Below are 16,233 nucleotides of genomic sequence, written 5' to 3'. Positions count from 1 at the left end.
GACGCCCGCTGGGGTTTGAGGAGTGCCACGGTGACTGGACAGCAGGGCTTGGCCGCGCAGCCGCGCGTCATCGCGGGCAGGTACACCCTGCTCGTCGAGCTGGGGCGCGGCGGCATGGGCGTGGTGTGGCGGGCGCAGGACACCGTGATCGGCCGCCAGGTGGCGATCAAGGAGCTGCACCTGCCCGAGGGCATCGCGCCGCAGGAGCGCCGGGTCCTGGAGGAGCGGGTGCTGCGCGAGGCGCGCACCGCGGGCAGGCTCAACGACCCGGCCGTGGTCACCGTGTTCGACGTGGTCGCCGAGAACGGCATGACCTACATCGTGATGGAGCTGGTCGAGGCGGCCACGCTGTCCACGCTCATCGAGCGGCACGGCCCCCTGCCGCCGGACCGGGTCGCCTCCATCGCGCTGCAGGCGCTGTCCGCGTTGGACTGCGCGCACCAGGCGGGTGTCGTGCACCGCGACGTCAAGCCTGGCAACCTCATGGTCACCCCCGGCGGCCGGGTGAAGCTGACCGACTTCGGCATCGCCCAAGCGGTCGACGACCCGCGGCTGACCACCAGCGGCAGCATCATCGGCTCACCCGCCTACATGGCGCCCGAGCGCCTCCACGGTCACGAGGCGTCGCCCGCCTCCGACCTGTGGGCGCTGGGCGCGACGCTGTGCTACGCCGTGGAGGGTGCCAACCCCTACGAGCGCTCGACCACCGCCGCCACGCTGAACGCGATCATGACCGAGGTGCCCCGGCTGAGCCGGGCGCACGGCACGCTCGCCGCGGTGATCACGGGCCTGCTGATGCCCGATCCGGCGGCCCGGCTGACCGGCCCCCAGGCGCGGGCGATGCTGGAGCGGGCCGCCGCCCAGCCCACCCCGCCGCACGGCTTCGGCCCGTCGCAGGTCACCGTCAGCCACACCCAGCCGACGGCCGCCGCGAAGAAGCCGCCCGCCCGCAAGCTGGCCGTCGCGGGCGCGGTGGTGGCCGCGCTGGCGCTGTTCACGGCGGGTGTGTTCACGGGCCGCTGGCTGTTCACCGACACCCCGCCCGTCGCACTGGCCGAGACGGTCACCTTCGGCGCGGGCGGCGCGATGCGCGAGTTCAAGCTGGACCAGGGGCAGTGCGGGGACAACTTCCTCGGGCAGAACGTGCAGGTCGGCTACACCGACTGCGCCGACGAGCACGCCGTGGAGGTCTTCGCCGAGGGCTCGCCGTTCGGCTCGGTCGACAAGATCCCCTACCCCGGCGACGAGTGGCTGCGCGCCTACGCGCTGGACTTCTGCACCCTGCACTTCAAGTCCGAGCGCGTGCCGCTGGCGAGCAAGGACAGCCAACTGCTCTACGCCGCCGTCGTGCCCACCGCGGGGGAGTGGAAGGTGGAGGCCGACGGCAAGGGGGCGCGCGGCATCGCCTGCGTACTGTGGAACAAGGACCGCAGCCAGCTCACCGAGCGGGTGATCGCGAAGTAGTCGTGACCACCCAGTAACGTGGGCGCATGGGTGTCGCGCGCGACGAACGCAGGCTGCTGGTCGAACTGCTCGGCGAGGTCGGCCCGGACGCGCCGACGCTGTGCGACCCGTGGCGCACCAGGGACCTGGCCGCGCACCTGGTCCTGCGCGAGCGCAGGCTCGACGCCGCGCCCGGCATCATGCTCAAACCCCTCGCGGGCCACACCCGGCGCGTCCAGGACGCCTACGCGGCCAAGCCGTGGGCCGAGCTGGTCGACCTGGTCCGCCAGGGCCCACCCCGGTGGTCGCCGTTCGGGCCGCTGGACGAGCCTGCCAACGCGATGGAGTACTTCGTCCACCACGAGGACGTGCGGCGCGCGGTCGACGGCTGGAGCCCCCGCTCGCCCGAGCCCGCGCGCGACGCGGTGCTGTGGCGCCACGTGGGCCGCGTCGCCAGGAGGACCTACCGCCGCAGCCCGGTGGGCGTGATCCTGCGCCGCCCCGACGGCGACGCGGTGACCGCCAAGTCCGGGCCCAACCCCGTGGTGCTGAACGGGCAGGTCGCGGAACTGCTGCTGGTCGCGTCCGGCCGCGACCGCGTCCAGGTGGACTTCGACGGCGACCCGGACGCCGTGCGCGCTGTCAAGACCCTCGACCGGAGTATGTAGTCGCTGCTCGCTGAGGGTGACGCGGTAGCGTTTGGCCATGACCGGATGCCCTACCGCCTCGCCCGGCCGCCCCTTCGGCCGCGTGCTCACCGCCATGGTCACCCCGTTCGACGCCCAGGGGGCCGTCGACCTGGACAAGGCGCAGCACCTCGCGAAGCACCTGGTCGAGCTCGGCAGCGACGGACTGGTCGTCAACGGCACCACCGGCGAGAGCCCGACCACCGACGAAGCCGAGAAGCTGGACCTGATCCGCGCCGTGGTCGAGGCGGTCGGCGACCGCGCGACCGTGATGAGCGGCGCGGGCACCTACGACACCGCGCACAGCGTCGGGGTCGCCCGCAAGGCGCAGGACGCGGGCGCGCACGGCCTGCTGGTGGTGACCCCCTACTACTCGCGGCCCACGCAGGCGGGCCTGCTGGCCCACTTCACCGCCGTGGCCGACGCGGTGGACGTGCCGGTGATGCTCTACGACATCCCGCCGCGCTCCATCGTGCCGATCGAGGTCGACACCCTGCTGCGGCTGGCCGAGCACCCGCGCGTGCTCGCGGTCAAGGACGCCAAGGGCGACCTGGCGGCGGGCAGCCGGGTCATGGCCGAGACCGACCTGGCCTACTACTCCGGCGACGACCCGCTGAACCTGCCGTGGCTGTCGGTGGGCGCGGTCGGCTTCGTCAGCGTGCTCTCGCACGTGGCGGCCGACCGGCTGCTGACCATGCTGGACGCCTTCGAGTCCGGCGACGTCGCCACCGCCAAGGCGGTGCACCGGTCGCTGCTGCCGCTGCTGCGGCCGTTCGGCCGGATGCCCGGCGTCACCTACACCAAGGCGGCGCTGCGGCTGCGCGGCATCGACGTGGGCGACCCGCGGCTGCCGCTGGTCCCCGCCACCCCCGAGGACATCGACTACATCACTGAGGCCCTCGAGGCCGAACCGGGAGTCAACGCGTGATCAACCCGAGCTCACCCCCGCCCGCACTGCCCGACGGAGCACTGCGCGTCGTCGCACTGGGCGGCATCGGCGAGGTCGGCCGCAACATGACCGTCTTCGAGCACGCCGGACGGCTGCTCGTGGTGGACTGCGGCGTCCTGTTCCCCGAGGACGACCAGCCTGGCGTCGACCTCATCCTGCCCGACTTCAGGGCGATCGAGCACCGGTTGGAGGACATCGACGCGCTCGTGCTCACGCACGGGCACGAGGACCACATCGGCGCCGTGCCGTTCCTGCTCAAGCAGCGGCCGGACCTGCCGGTGGTGGGCTCGAAGTTCACCCTGGCGCTGCTGGCGGCCAAGTGCAAGGAGCACCGGCAGAACCCCACCCTGGTCGAGGTCGTGGAAGGCGAGCGCCGCTCGTTCGGCCCCTACGACCTGGAGTTCTTCGCGGTCAACCACTCCATCCCCGACGCGCTGGCGGTGGCCATCCGCACCGCCGCGGGCCTGGTGCTGCACACCGGCGACATCAAGCTCGACCAGCTGCCGCTGGACGGCCGCCTCACCGACCTGGGCGGGTTCTCCCGGCTGGGCGACGAGGGCGTGGACCTGTTCCTGGTCGACTCCACCAACGCCGAGGTGCCCGGTTTCGTGGCACCCGAGCGGGAGATCGGTCCGGTGCTGGAGAACGTCATCCGCAAGGCCAACCAGCGGGTGATCGTGGCCTGCTTCGCCTCGCACGTGCACCGCGTGCAGCAGGTGCTGGACGTGGCCGTCCAGTACCGCCGCCGGGTGGCCCTGGTCGGCCGCTCGATGGTGCGCAACATGGGCATCGCGGCCGAGCTGGGCCTGCTGCACGTGCCCGACGGCCTGTTCGTCGACCTCGACGAGGCGATGCGGCTGCCCGAGGACGAGGTGCTGTTCGTCTCCACCGGCTCGCAGGGCGAACCGCTGTCGGCGCTGTCGCGGATGGCGCGCGGCGAGCACCGGCAGATCTCCATCCGCGCGGGCGACACCATCGTGCTGGCCAGCTCGCTGATCCCCGGCAACGAGAACGCCGTCTTCGGCGTCGTCAACGGCCTGGTCAAGCTGGGTGCGACGGTCATCCACCAGGGCAACGCCAAGGTGCACGTGTCCGGCCACTCACCCGCCGGTGAACTGCTGTTCCTCTACAACGCGGTGCGCCCCAGCAACGTCATGCCGGTGCACGGCGAGTGGCGCCACCTGCGCGCGAACGCCGCGCTGGCGGTGGCCACCGGTGTGGCCGAGGACCGGGTGGTGATCGCCGAGGACGGCGTGGTGGTGGACCTGGTCGACGGCAAGGCCGCCATCAGCGGCCGGGTCGAGGTCGGCCACGTCTACGTCGACGGCCTGTCCGTGGGCGACGTGGGCGAGTCCACCCTGTCCGACCGCCTGGTGCTGGGCGAGGGCGGCTTCATCGCCATCACGGTCGCCGTGGACTCCAGCACCGGTCGCGCGGTCGCCCCGCCCACGGTGTCCGGGCGCGGCTTCTCCGACGACCCCAAGGCGCTGGACCAGGCCGTCTCCCTGGTGGAGATGGAGCTGTCGCGCACCGAAGCGGAAGGCATCACCGACTCGCACCGCATCGCGCAGGCGGTGCGCCGGGTGGTGGGCCGCTGGGTCGCCGAGACCTACCGCCGCCGCCCGATGATCGTGCCCACGATCCTGCCTGTGTAGGACTGACCCGGCTCCGCCGGGTCAGGCTCGGCCGCCCGGAAGTCGGCCTGCCGACGCGGCCTCGCGTGGGGGTCACCTTGTCGGTGTGACTTCGGCGGCTGGGGTGGTGGGGGCGCGGTTGCTCGCCGGTCGGACGAGCGCGCCGGAGAGCCCGAACGCGGCCGACGACAGCAGCGCAGGCGCGGTGCCCCTGGCGGCACGGGTCACGACACCGTCCGGTCGCCCGCCGGTCGCCAGGGGCTGCTGCCGGTGGTGGGGCGGGTCGGGTCGTGGAACTTGGGCAGGTCCGGCTCGTCGGCGCGCAGCGGGACCAGACCAGCGGTGATCGCCCGCATGATCCGCTCGTGCGCCCGCCGCGCGTCGCCCGCACGTCCGTCGCGCAGGTCCGACAGGTCCACCGGCGTTCCGAAGTGCACCTTGAACGTCGGTCGCTTGCGCAGTCCGCGCAGGTAGGAGGTCAGGTAGGGCTTGAAGTCCGCCCACCCGCGCACGTGCGTGTTGCCCCAGCAGACCGCCTCGTGCGCGCCCCACTGGCTGACCGGGACCACCGGCACGCCGCCGCTGAGCGCCAGCCGAGCCGCGCCGGTCTTGCCCCGCTCCGGCCACAGGCCGGGGTCGAGGCTGATCCGGCCCTCGGGGTAGAGGGCGATCGGGTCGCCGCCGCGGCCGAGCACCTCCACCGCGCGGTGGTAGGCCGTGCCCACGTCGGCCGCGGCCCGGTCGACCCGCAGGTGCCCGCACGCCTTGAGGACCGGTCCGATGACCGGTGTGTCGAGCAGCCCGCCCGCGAGCAGGAACCGGGGGGCGACGCCGATCCGGTGGCAGGCGGCGATCAGCACGAACGGGTCGAGGTTGCCGATGTGGTTGGACACCAGCAGCAGGGGGCGGCCCCGCAGGTCCTCCGGGATGTCACCGGTGACCTCAAGGCGCCCGCTCAACCCGACGAGGGCCCGGTCGACGGCGGTCAGCGCGCGCCACAGCGGCGGGGTGGACGCAGGATTCGGCACAGCGGGCAGGCTACGGCGTGTCGAGGTGTCGGCGCACCGGGTTCCGGGCAACCATGGGCGTCGAGCAGCGCACGTCACGTCCCCGGTGACTCGTGGGGCGGGTGGGACACGAGGGACTACCGTTAGAGCCATGGCCGGCCGGACTGGGACTTCGCGCAAGGGCACGACCCGCAGCAGGACCGGGTCGAAGCCGCGGGCAGGCGCGTCCAGGGCGCGATCCGCGGCCAAGCGACCCGCGGCGAAGCGACCGGCGGCCAGGAGACCCGCCGCGCGCCGGTCCTCCGGGCTCGGCCTCGTCGGCCGGACCTGGGGTCTGCTCGGCCGCGGCGTCGGCGGGGTGGTCCGCGCGGTCGGCCGGGGCAAGGAGCTGGACCCGGCGCACCGGCGCGACGGCCTGGCGCTGGTGCTGATCGCGCTCGCGGTGATCACCGCCTCGGGCGTGTGGTGGCAGGCGGGCGGCCCGGTCGGGCAGTGGGTCGACGTGGCGGTGCGCAGCTCGGTGGGCGCCCCCGCGATGATCCTGCCGGTGGTGCTGCTGGCGATCGCGATCACGCTGATGCGCACCGACCCGACGCCGGAGGCCAGGCCCCGGCTGGTGATCGGCGGGCTGCTGGTCACCGTGGGCTTCCTGGGCATGTTCCACCTGATCGGCGGGCTGCCGTCGGACCCGGTGGCGCGGCGCGGCGCGGGCGGCGCGCTGGGCTACCTGTCCGGCGGGTTCCTGGCGCAGGGCCTGACGCCGTGGGTGGCGGGCCCGCTGCTGTTCCTGATCTTCGGCTACGGCGTGCTGGTGCTGATGCACCTGCCGGTCCGGCAGATCGCGCCCTGGCTGCGCGAGCACGTGCACCGCGGGCACGACCAGCTCGACGGCTTCGAGAAGGACATCGACCTCGACGACCTCGAGGACCTCGAGGAGGAGCCCAAGCCCGCCCGGCTGCGCAGGCCGTCGCGGCGCAGGCAGGCCGCCGCGCCCGAGGGGCAGCCCGAGCTGCCGCTGGACGAGGAGGTGCCCCCGCCGCCCACGCGCCCGATCAAGCAGGCCAGGGCCGCCGTGCCGCCCCCCGACCGGGCCGCCGAGACGGTCCCCGACCGGACCGCCGAGAAGCCCGCGGAGCGCACCGCCAGGGTCGAGGCGCTGGCGGTGCGCGCGGTGGAGGGCGACTACCAGCTGCCGCCGCCCACCATCCTCAAGGACGGCGACGCGCCCAAGGCCCGCAGCAAGGCCAACGACCTGATGATCGAGGCCATCACCGGCGTGCTCGACCAGTTCTCCATCGACGCGCAGGTCACCGGCTTCACCCGCGGCCCGACGGTCACCCGGTACGAGGTGGAGCTGGGCCCCGGCGTGAAGGTCGAGAAGATCACCGCGCTGACCAAGAACATCGCCTACGCGGTGGCCACCGACAACGTGCGGCTGCTCGCGCCGATCCCCGGCAAGTCCGCGGTGGGCATCGAGGTGCCCAACAGCGACCGCGAGATGGTGCGGCTGGGCGACGTGCTGCGCTCGCCGGGGACGGTGGCGGACAACCACCCGATGGTCATCGGCCTGGGCAAGGACATCGAGGGCCACTTCGTCACCGCGAACCTGACCAAGATGCCGCACCTGCTGGTCGCGGGCTCCACCGGTTCGGGCAAGTCGAGCTTCGTGAACTCGATGCTGGTCTCGCTGCTGGCGCGGGCCACGCCGGACGAGGTCCGGATGATCCTGATCGACCCGAAGATGGTCGAGCTGACCCCGTACGAGGGCATCCCGCACCTGATCACGCCCATCATCACCCAGCCGAAGAAGGCCGCCGCGGCGCTGGCCTGGCTGGTGGAGGAGATGGAGCAGCGCTACCAGGACATGCAGGTCAACCGGGTGCGCCACATCGACGACTTCAACCGCAAGGTGCGCAGCGGCGAGATCAGCGCCCCGCCGGGCAGCGAACGGGTGTACCGGCCCTACCCCTACATCATGGCCATCGTCGACGAGCTGGCCGACCTGATGATGACCGCGCCGCGCGACGTGGAGGACGCGATCGTGCGGATCACCCAGAAGGCCCGCGCGGCGGGCATCCACCTGGTGCTGGCCACCCAGCGGCCGTCGGTGGACGTGGTGACCGGTCTGATCAAGACCAACGTGCCGTCGCGGCTGGCGTTCGCCACCTCGTCGCTGACCGACTCGCGGGTCATCCTGGACCAGCCGGGCGCGGAGAAGCTGATCGGCATGGGCGACGGGCTCTACCTGCCCATGGGCGCGGGCAAGCCGGTGCGCATCCAGGGCGCGTTCGTCGGCGACGAGGAGATCGCCGAGATCGTCGAGTTCACCAAGCGGCAGGCCCAGCCGGAGTACACCGACGGGGTCACCGCGGCCAAGGCGGGCGAGAAGAAGGAGATCGACGCCGACATCGGCGACGACCTGGAGCTGCTGCTCCAGGCCGCCGAGCTGATCGTGACCTCGCAGTTCGGCTCGACCTCGATGCTGCAGCGCAAGCTGCGGGTGGGCTTCGCCAAGGCGGGCAGGCTGATGGACCTGCTGGAGACGCGGGGCGTGGTGGGCCCGTCCGAGGGCTCCAAGGCGCGCGAGGTGCTGATCAAGCCGGACGAGCTGGACTCGGTGGTGCACCTGATCCGCGGCGGTCCGGCTCCGGAGGAGGAATAGGAACAGCCCGGAGCCGATCCGCCGCGTCCCGCCCCGACCCGCGGGTTCCGGTCAGCTCGCGCCGAACTCGCGCACGGCCTCGTAGTAGAGGTCCGCGACGCGCTGGCACGCCCAGTTGCCGCCGCACTGGTGGTACATGTCGGCCTTGAACTTGTCGTCGATCGTGAGCCTGGTGGTCTCGTTGAACCGGCTCTGCCGCTTGTAGTTGCGGTAGCCGAAGTCGTGGCGGTGGCAGGCGGGCAGGAACTGGAAGCCGAACGGGTTGTCCGGCGACCACGAGCAGCCGTCCGAGGACCAGTCGAGCTGGTCGGCGTTGGGCTGGCTCGCGCGGATGGAGCTGAACTGGGCCAGGGTCTTGGTGAACAGGTAGTCGTCGGTGACGGCGGGCGCGTCGATGGCGTGGGCGGTGCCCGCGCCGAGCAGCAGGCCCGCCGAGGCGGCGACGACGGATAAGGCGGTGCGCAAGGACCTCACGGTGCTCCCCCTCGTGGTTGGTGTGGGAGCTTCATACCGGGTGGTGGCGAAGGGCGGACAGGTCCGATCGGACCCATGCGGTGGCCTCCGCCCCCTGTCCTCGCGGCGCGGCAAGCGTTTGCCGCGCACCGCCCGGCGGACTTCGGCTCCCATACGGGACCGGTGTCCGCCGGGCGGCGGGCGCCCGGCTAGCGGGCGGTGGAGCGGGCGAGCCGAACCCCTCTCACCGGCTCGAACCGCTCGACCGGCGCCGGGCACGTGGGGGCGGCGCGGTCACCGGATGGACTCCTCCGGCTCGTCGGCCCGGTCGAGGAAGCGCTGGATCGCCGGTTCGTCCGGGACCTCGGCGTCCTCCGGGGCGCTGATGAGACGTTCGGCGATGGGCAGGGGTTCCGCCACCCACGCCGGGTGGAACTCCCCGCCGGGCAGCAGCCCGTGCTTGCGGGCGAACCCCTCGGCGGCCTCGCGGATCGACTCGCGCAGGGTGCCGACGACCACGGTCTCGGCGGTGTAGGTCAGCTCGACCAGCAGCGCGCGCATCCGGTCGAGCTGGTCGTCCTGGTCGGTCTTGTCCGCCAGCTGCGGCCACAGCCTGCGCTCGAACAGGGTCACGAAGTCCGCCGCGATCGCGTCGGTCGACCGGCGCAGCAGCGCGAAGTGGTCCAGCGCGTCGTCGCAGAGCACGCCCATGCCGGACAGCCGGTGGCCGCACTCCAGCGCCCAGCGCCGCGCGTACGGCCTGCCGCGCCGCCACCGCAGCAGGCCCAGCTGCACGGCCCGGCGCAGCACGCTGGGGCGCATGTGGCCGACGGGGACCAGCTTGGTGATGTCGCGCAGGCCGACCCGCACCCAGTCGTCGGGGCCCTCGTTGTCGCCGACGCCGAGCACGGCCGCGACCGTGGCGCCCCGCTCCCGCGCGGCGACCAGCTCGGCGATCGCGGGCAGCGAGAAACCACGCGCCTGCAGCCGCTGCACGAGGGTCAGCCGCTCGATGTGCGAGGCGTCGTAGTAGGCGACCCGGCCCTGCCTGCGCGGCGCGTGCAGCACGCCTTTGGTCTGGTACATGCGGATCGTGCTGCCGGGCAGGCCCACCCGCACCGCCAGCTCGTCCACCGTCAGCTGCTCCACGCCGCCCATCGTGACGGGTCGGCGTTAGAGCAGTCAACACTGTTCGAGTTCTGGCTCGAATAATTACAGGTGCAGCAGCATGCGGGAGTTGCCCAGCGTGTTCGGCTTCACGTAGGACAGGTCGAGGAACTCCGCCACGCCCTCGTCGGCCGAGCGCATGATCTCCTCGTACACCTCGGGTGACACCGGCGTGCCGTCGATCTCCACGAACCCGTGCTTGCCGAAGAACTCGGTCTCGAAGGTCAGCACGAAGATCCGGGCCAGCTGCAGCTCCCGCGCCGTCTCGATCAGCTTGCGCACGATGCGGTGCCCGATCCCTCGACCGACGGCGGTGGGGGAGACCGCGACCGTGCGGATCTCCGCCAGGTCCTCCCAGAGCACGTGCAGGGCCCCGCAGCCCAGCACCTCGCCGTCCTCCTCGGCCACCCAGAACTCCTGGACGTCCTCGAACAGGGTGACCAGCGGCTTGGCCAGCAGCACCTTGCCCGCGTAGTGGTCGATGAGGGCCTTCATCGCCCGCACGTCACCGGTGCGAGCCCGCCGCACGTTGATCGGGTCGTTCACACCGCAAACGTAGTCTTCGCGCGCGGGCACCCGCTGATCGGTACTCCACAGGGTGAAACTCGCCGGAGAGCGGCTGCGTGCGCCCGGTCCTGCGGTCTACTCGTCCGGAACTGCCTGCGGTGTCCTGGAACGGGGTGTCACGTGCTTCGGAGTTTCCGGGTGGGCAACCACCGGTCGTTCCGCGCGGAGCAGGAGTTGCTGTTGATGCCCCTCCACGCGCAAGCCCGGTTGGTCGTGCCCGTGGCGGCCGTCTACGGCGCGAACGCCTCCGGGAAGTCGAACCTCCTCGACGGCCTGCGATTCATGGCCGATACGGTTGGCGATTCCCCCGGTCCGCGGTATCCGGGGAATGGCATTTCCCGGCGGCCGTTCAAGCTCGATCCGCTCGCCGAGCACGAGCCCTCGATCTTCGTCGTCGAAGTGGTCGAGAACGGTGACCGGTACACGTACGGTTTCGAGGTGGGTGATCGGCGGGTCCGCTCCGAGTGGCTGTACAGCTACCAGGGGAGAAGCCGCAGGCTGCTGTTCGAGCGTGCCGACGAGCAGGTCGAGTTCGGCAAAACGCTCACCGGGGCGACCAGCGGGATGAACGCGCTGAAAGATCTGCTGCGACCTGATGCGCTGTTCCTCGGTCTGGCCGCTCGTGCGAATGTCGTGGCGCTCATGCCCGCGTACCGCTGGTTCGTGCACCGGTTGACTTTCCAGTCGGGAATTCCCCCAGTGGACGTCGACCGGCGGACAGTGGAGTTCCTCCTGTCGAGCGAGAGGGAGCGGGCACGGGTCGTTGCCTTGTCGCGCGCGGCGGACCTGGGTTTTTCGGATGTCGAGGTGGTCGGTGAGGGCGATCCTCGTGGAGGCTCCCTTCTGCTCCGCACTGCCGGCGGCGCCGGGAAACGCCTCCGGTGGGCCGAGCTGTCGGCGGGAACACGAGCTTGGCTGAGCCTGCTCCCCAGCGTGCTGACCGTCCTGGCCGAGGGGGGAACGCTGGTCGTCGACGGGATCGACGCCACCCTGCACCCACTGCTCGCGGCCCGGCTCATCGCCCTCTTCCGCGATTCCGGCAGCAACACCGGGGGCGGTCAGCTCATCTTCACCACCCACGACGCCACGCTGCTGCACCCACCGCTCGCCGAGCGGGTGCTGGACCGGGACGAGGTGTGGTTCGTGGAGAAGGGGCCGACCGGTGCGAGCACCCTCCACCCCCTCACCGAATTCGGACCTGACACCGGGGACAACCTGGAACGCCGCTACCTGTCCGGTGCGTACGGGGCGGTGCCCGATCTGCACGAGGAGCTGTTCGACAGGGCCGTGCGAGGCGGCGCGGACTCCCCGGCGTGAGGAGTTCGGGAGCGGACGCGGAACGCCGTCGCGCTCCGGCGGGGCCTGGCCACCACGGGGTAGGGCGCTGCCGCCGGGCAACCCCTCCACCGGCGTCTGGCGGCTGGTCGAAGCGGCCTTGAACCGCTGAGTGCGGGAGCCCCCGGCGGGGGCGGTTACCCTGGGGCGGTGTCTTCCCCCACCACGTCCAAGCGCGTAGCCATGCTGACCCTCGGGTGTGCCCGCAACGAAGTCGATTCCGAGGAGCTGGCGGGCAGGCTCACCGCGGGCGGCTGGGAGCTGGTCGACGAGGAAGCCGACGTGGTCGTGGTCAACACCTGCGGCTTCGTCGAGTCGGCGAAGAAGGACTCCGTGGACACCCTGCTCGCCGCCGCCGACAGCGGGGCCAAGGTGGTCGCCGTCGGGTGCATGGCCGAGCGGTACGGCGCGGAGCTGGCGGAGAGCCTGCCCGAGGCGCATGCCGTGCTGGGCTTCGACCACTACGCCCAGCTGGCCGAGCGGCTCGACGACGTGGTCGCGGGCAAGGTGCTGGAGTCGCACAAGCCGGTCGACCGCCGCACGCTGCTGCCGCTGACCCCGGTGCAGCGGCCCAAGGCGGCCGAGGAGGTGCAGGTGCCCGGCCACGGGTGGGGGCCGCGCGTGCTGCGCACCCGCCTGGAGGACACCCCGGTCGCGCCGCTGAAGATCGCCTCCGGGTGCGACCGGCGGTGCTCGTTCTGCGCCATCCCGTCCTTCCGCGGCGCGTTCGTCTCCCGCCACCCCGACGAGGTGGTCGCCGAGGCGATGTGGCTGGCCGAGCAGGGCGTCCGCGAGCTGTTCCTGGTCAGCGAGAACTCCACCTCCTACGCCAAGGACCTGCCGCGCGAGCTGGGCGGCCTGGAGCAGCTGATCGGGCGGCTGGCCGAGGTGCCCGGCATCGACCGGGTGCGGGTGTCCTACCTGCAGCCCGCCGAGACCAAGCCGTCGCTGGTCAAGGCGATCGCCACGACCCCCGGTGTGGCCGACTACTTCGACATGTCCTTCCAGCACTCCAGCGAGCCGGTGCTGCGCCGGATGCGCCGGTTCGGCTCCACCGAGTCGTTCCTGGCGCTGGTCGAGCAGATCCGCGCGCTGGCGCCCAAGGCGGGCATCCGCAGCAACGTGATCGTCGGCTTCCCCGGCGAGACCGAGCAGGACCTGGCCGAGCTGGAGCGCTTCCTCACCGAGGCCCGGCTGGACGCGGTGGGTGTGTTCGGCTACTCCGACGAGGACGGCACCGAGGCCGAGGGGCTGCCGGGCAAGCTGGACCCCGACACCGTCGCCGAGCGGGTGGCGCGAGTGTCCGCGCTGGTGGAGGAGCTGACCGCGCAGCGAGCCGAGGACCGGGTCGGCGACGAGGTCGTGGTGCTGGTCGAGCACGAGGAGGACGAGGAGTCCGACTGCGTCGGCCGCGCCGCGCACCAGGCGCCCGAGGTCGACGGCGAGTGCGTGATCACCAACTCCGAGGGGCTGCGCGTGGGCGACCTGGTGCGCTGCCGGGTCGACGCCGCCGAGGGTGTGGACCTGGTGGTCTCCGCGATCGAGGTGCTCCCGCGGTGACCGAACCCGCGCGCGTGCCGGTGCTGAACATCGCCAACGTGCTGACGATGTCCCGGCTGGCGCTCGTGCCGGTGTTCCTCTACGCCCTGTTCGCCGAGGGCGGGCACCACTCGTGGTGGCGGCTGACGGCGTTCGCGGTGTTCGCGGTGGCCTCGGTCACCGACCACGTGGACGGCAACCTCGCCCGCAAGCACGGCCTGATCACCGACTTCGGCAAGATCGCCGACCCGATCGCGGACAAGGCGCTGACCGGCGCCGCGCTGGTGGGGCTGAGCCTGCTGGGCGAGCTGCCGTGGTGGATCACGGTCTTCATCGCGGTGCGCGAGCTGGGCGTGACGCTGCTGCGGTTCTGGGTGATCAGGCACGGCGTCATCCCCGCCAGCCGGGGCGGCAAGGCCAAGACGCTGGCGCAGATCCTGGCGATCGGCCTGTACCTGCTGCCGCTGCCCGCCTGGCTGGAGCCGCTGGCCCCGGTGACCATGGGCGTGGCGGTGGTGCTGACCGCGGTGACCGGCGTGGACTACGTGGTGCGCGCGTTCCGGCTGCGCGCCAGGGGCAAGCGGGCGGTGGCCGGGGCGTGAGCGCGCGGGAGGTGGTGGCGCGGCTGCTGGCCCGCCGGGAGACCGTGGCCACCGCCGAGTCGCTGACCGCGGGCATGGTCGCCGCCGAGCTGGCCACCGTCCCCGGTGCCAGCGCCGCGCTGCGCGGCGGGCTGGTGGTCTACGCCACCGACCTCAAGCACGCCCTGGCGGGGGTGGACGCCGGGTTGCTGGCCGAGCACGGCGCGGTGCACCCCGAGGTGGCCCGCCAGCTCGCCGAGGGCGCGCGGGCGCGCTGCGGGGCCACCTGGGGCCTGGGGCTGACCGGCGTGGCCGGGCCGGACCCCCAGGACGGCGTCGCCCCCGGCACCGTTCACCTCGGTTTGTCCGGTCCGTCCGGTTCGGCGGTGCGCACCATCGCGGTGGGCGGAGATCGCGCCGCGGTCCGCGCGAGGTCCACAGTGGCCGCCCTCGACCTCCTGCTCGATCACCTCCCGGTCGCCGCCGGATGAGCTGAACTGGGCAATTCCGGTCACACCCGAATGCGGGCGCGGGAACTTCCCGGCCCGTTCACCCGTTCGCTCTTGGAGGACGTGCCGGGAAGTCGCTGCCCGTCGAGGGGACGGGTCGGTAACGTGGTGGGCACGGCCGGCCGGAAGGAGGCGCGCGATGACCGTGCTGCTACGCGAGGCGATCGGTGATCGGCTCCGCCATGCCCGCACCACCCAACGCCGCACGCTGCGCGAGGTCTCCAGGACCGCACGCGTCAGCCTCGGCTACCTCTCCGAGGTGGAACGCGGCCGCAAGGAGGCGTCCAGCGAGCTGCTGGCGGCGATCTGCGAGGCGCTGGACCTGCCCTTGTCCGAACTGCTGCACCTGGTCGCGTCCGACATCGGCGCGGTCCAGCCGGTGCCGAGCACGGCCGAGCTCACCGAGCGCGTGGAGCCGGCGGCCCCGAGCCTGGAGGGCGGCACCCTGGTGCCCGCGGTGATCGGCAACGACCTGTCCGACCTGAGGCTGCAGCCCGTGCTGTCGCACCGGCTGTCCACATCGCTGGGCGAGCCGCGCGGCGCCGTGGTGGCCGCCTGAACGTCGTTCGACTCCACCGTGAAGCCGAGCCGGTCACCGGCTCGGCTTCTCGCGTGCAACGACTTGGCAACCGAGTGCGGGGTGCGCGCGGCCCCGGCGCGGCGGGCGGGGAGGATGGCCACTGCCGATCGGGGGAAGGTCCGGGGTGGATCAGGGTGATCCCGGATATCTCCCCAGGCCGGTGGAAGCGGCGGGGCACAACTGAGACGATGGAACCAACACCGGCACCGGGTCGTTGCCAATCACGAGCGCGAGCCAGGGAAGTGCGGAGAAGGCAGGCGTAGGAGAGATGGCCAACCCTTTCGTGAAGGCGTGGAAGTACTTCATGGCGGCTTTTTCGTCCAAGATCGACGAGCACGCCGACCCGAAGGTGCAGATCCAGCAGGCCATCGAGGAGGCGCAGCGGCAGCACCAGGCCCTGTCCCAGCAGGCCGCCGCGGTGATCGGCAACCAGCGCCAGCTGGAGATGAAGCTCAACCGGCAGCTGGGTGAGGTCGAGAAGCTGCAGGCGTCCGCGCGGCAGGCGCTCGTGCTCGCCGACGAGGCCAGGGCCAAGGGCGACGAGCAGCGCGCGGCCGAGTTCGAGAACGCCGCGACCTCGTTCGCCACCCAGCTGGTGACCGCCGAGCAGGGCATCGAGGACCTCAAGTCGCTGCACGACCAGTCGCTGCAGGCCGCAGCGCAGGCCAAGCAGGCCGTCGAGCGCAACGCGATGGTGCTGCAGCAGAAGCTGGCCGAGCGGACCAAGCTGCTCAGCCAGCTGGAGCAGGCCAAGATGCAGGAGCAGGTGTCCAACTCGCTGCGCCAGATGACCGAGCTGGCCGCGCCGGGCAACACCCCCTCGCTGGAGGAGGTCCGCGACAAGATCGAGAAGCGGTACACCACCGCCCTCGGCTCCGCGGAGCTGGCGCAGAACTCGGTGCAGGGCCGGATGCTGGAGGTCCAGCAGTCGACCACGCAGATGGCGGGCTCGTCCCGGCTGGAGCAGATCCGCGCGTCGATGAAGGGCGGTTCGGTCGCGGGCGAGATCGCGGGCGCCAAGCCCGGCAGCGCCGCCGCGAGCATCCAGCAGGAGATCCAGCAGCGGGTGCAGCAGAGCCAGCAGCAGACCCAGCAGAACCCGCCCGCGAGCCAGGGCTGAC

At 72.2% G+C, this 16,233-nt stretch carries 15 protein-coding genes; 11 read left to right on the top strand and 4 right to left on the bottom strand.

Annotated elements, in window-relative coordinates:
• Positions 1–30: 30 nt before the first annotated feature.
• The 4 genes from JOF41_RS22825 to JOF41_RS22810 are packed head-to-tail and all read left to right on the top strand — an operon-like array spanning position 31 to position 4,733.
• Positions 31–1,464, top strand: coding sequence for a serine/threonine-protein kinase (locus tag JOF41_RS22825; protein WP_189222978.1), 1,434 nt, complete (start codon positions 31–33; stop codon positions 1,462–1,464).
• A 26-nt stretch (positions 1,465–1,490) separates the two neighbouring features.
• Positions 1,491–2,111, top strand: coding sequence for a TIGR03085 family metal-binding protein (locus JOF41_RS22820; protein ID WP_209621828.1), 621 nt, complete (start codon positions 1,491–1,493; stop codon positions 2,109–2,111).
• A gap of 37 nt (positions 2,112–2,148) precedes the next feature.
• A complete protein-coding gene (gene dapA, locus JOF41_RS22815) occupies positions 2,149–3,057 on the top strand; it encodes a 4-hydroxy-tetrahydrodipicolinate synthase (RefSeq protein WP_189222980.1) in 909 nt (302 codons plus the stop codon).
• Entirely contained in the window at positions 3,054–4,733 is a 1,680-nt protein-coding gene (locus JOF41_RS22810) for a ribonuclease J (RefSeq protein WP_307867501.1), read from the top strand. The genes dapA and JOF41_RS22810 overlap by 4 nt, the downstream gene beginning before the upstream one ends.
• 203 nt (positions 4,734–4,936) lie before the next feature.
• Here the strand turns inward: JOF41_RS22810 and JOF41_RS22805 are convergent, their stop codons facing one another.
• Positions 4,937–5,740, bottom strand: coding sequence for a lysophospholipid acyltransferase family protein (locus tag JOF41_RS22805; RefSeq protein WP_229795395.1), 804 nt, complete (start codon positions 5,738–5,740; stop codon positions 4,937–4,939).
• Between the two features lie 130 nt (positions 5,741–5,870).
• Here JOF41_RS22805 and JOF41_RS22800 point away from each other — a divergent pair, with 130 nt between their 5' ends.
• Complete coding sequence (locus JOF41_RS22800; protein WP_209621825.1) at positions 5,871–8,381, top strand: FtsK/SpoIIIE family DNA translocase; 2,511 nt, start codon at positions 5,871–5,873, stop codon at positions 8,379–8,381.
• Positions 8,382–8,432: 51 nt separating this feature from the next.
• Here JOF41_RS22800 and JOF41_RS22795 read toward each other — a convergent pair whose 3' ends face one another.
• The 3 genes from JOF41_RS22795 to JOF41_RS22785 all read right to left on the bottom strand — a co-directional run bounded on the left by JOF41_RS22795 (position 8,433) and on the right by JOF41_RS22785 (position 10,547).
• Positions 8,433–8,855, bottom strand: a complete 423-nt coding sequence (locus tag JOF41_RS22795) for a phospholipase (RefSeq protein WP_189222983.1) — start codon at positions 8,853–8,855, stop codon at positions 8,433–8,435.
• A gap of 273 nt (positions 8,856–9,128) precedes the next feature.
• Positions 9,129–9,992, bottom strand: coding sequence for a MerR family transcriptional regulator (locus tag JOF41_RS22790; protein WP_209621819.1), 864 nt, complete (start codon positions 9,990–9,992; stop codon positions 9,129–9,131).
• Between the two features lie 54 nt (positions 9,993–10,046).
• On the bottom strand, positions 10,047–10,547 hold the full coding sequence (locus tag JOF41_RS22785; RefSeq protein WP_189222985.1) for an amino-acid N-acetyltransferase: 501 nt from the start codon (positions 10,545–10,547) through the stop codon (positions 10,047–10,049).
• Positions 10,548–10,706: 159 nt separating this feature from the next.
• Here JOF41_RS22785 and JOF41_RS22780 point away from each other — a divergent pair, with 159 nt between their 5' ends.
• The 6 genes from JOF41_RS22780 to JOF41_RS22755 all read left to right on the top strand — a co-directional run bounded on the left by JOF41_RS22780 (position 10,707) and on the right by JOF41_RS22755 (position 16,232).
• Positions 10,707–11,885 carry an AAA family ATPase gene (locus tag JOF41_RS22780; protein WP_209621817.1) on the top strand — a complete coding sequence of 393 codons (1,179 nt, stop codon included), beginning with the start codon at positions 10,707–10,709 and terminating at the stop codon, positions 11,883–11,885.
• Between the two features lie 201 nt (positions 11,886–12,086).
• A complete protein-coding gene (gene rimO / locus JOF41_RS22775) occupies positions 12,087–13,463 on the top strand; it encodes a 30S ribosomal protein S12 methylthiotransferase RimO (RefSeq protein WP_189223329.1) in 1,377 nt (458 codons plus the stop codon).
• Positions 13,460–14,044, top strand: coding sequence for a CDP-diacylglycerol--glycerol-3-phosphate 3-phosphatidyltransferase (gene pgsA / locus JOF41_RS22770; protein ID WP_209621815.1), 585 nt, complete (start codon positions 13,460–13,462; stop codon positions 14,042–14,044). Before rimO ends, pgsA begins: the two co-directional genes overlap by 4 nt.
• A complete protein-coding gene (locus JOF41_RS22765; RefSeq protein ID WP_189222989.1) occupies positions 14,041–14,514 on the top strand; it encodes a CinA family protein in 474 nt (157 codons plus the stop codon). The genes pgsA and JOF41_RS22765 overlap by 4 nt, the downstream gene beginning before the upstream one ends.
• Before the next feature lie 157 nt (positions 14,515–14,671).
• A complete protein-coding gene (locus tag JOF41_RS22760) occupies positions 14,672–15,091 on the top strand; it encodes a helix-turn-helix domain-containing protein (RefSeq protein WP_189222990.1) in 420 nt (139 codons plus the stop codon).
• Positions 15,092–15,380: 289 nt separating this feature from the next.
• Positions 15,381–16,232 (top strand): PspA/IM30 family protein, encoded by an 852-nt coding sequence (locus JOF41_RS22755; RefSeq protein WP_189222991.1) that lies wholly within the window; start codon positions 15,381–15,383, stop codon positions 16,230–16,232.
• Position 16,233 lies beyond the last annotated feature (1 nt).

Source organism: Saccharothrix coeruleofusca (genome assembly GCF_017876325.1).
Lineage (GTDB): Bacteria > Actinomycetota > Actinomycetes > Mycobacteriales > Pseudonocardiaceae > Actinosynnema > Actinosynnema coeruleofuscum.
This window is presented reverse-complemented; position numbering and strand designations above follow the sequence as displayed.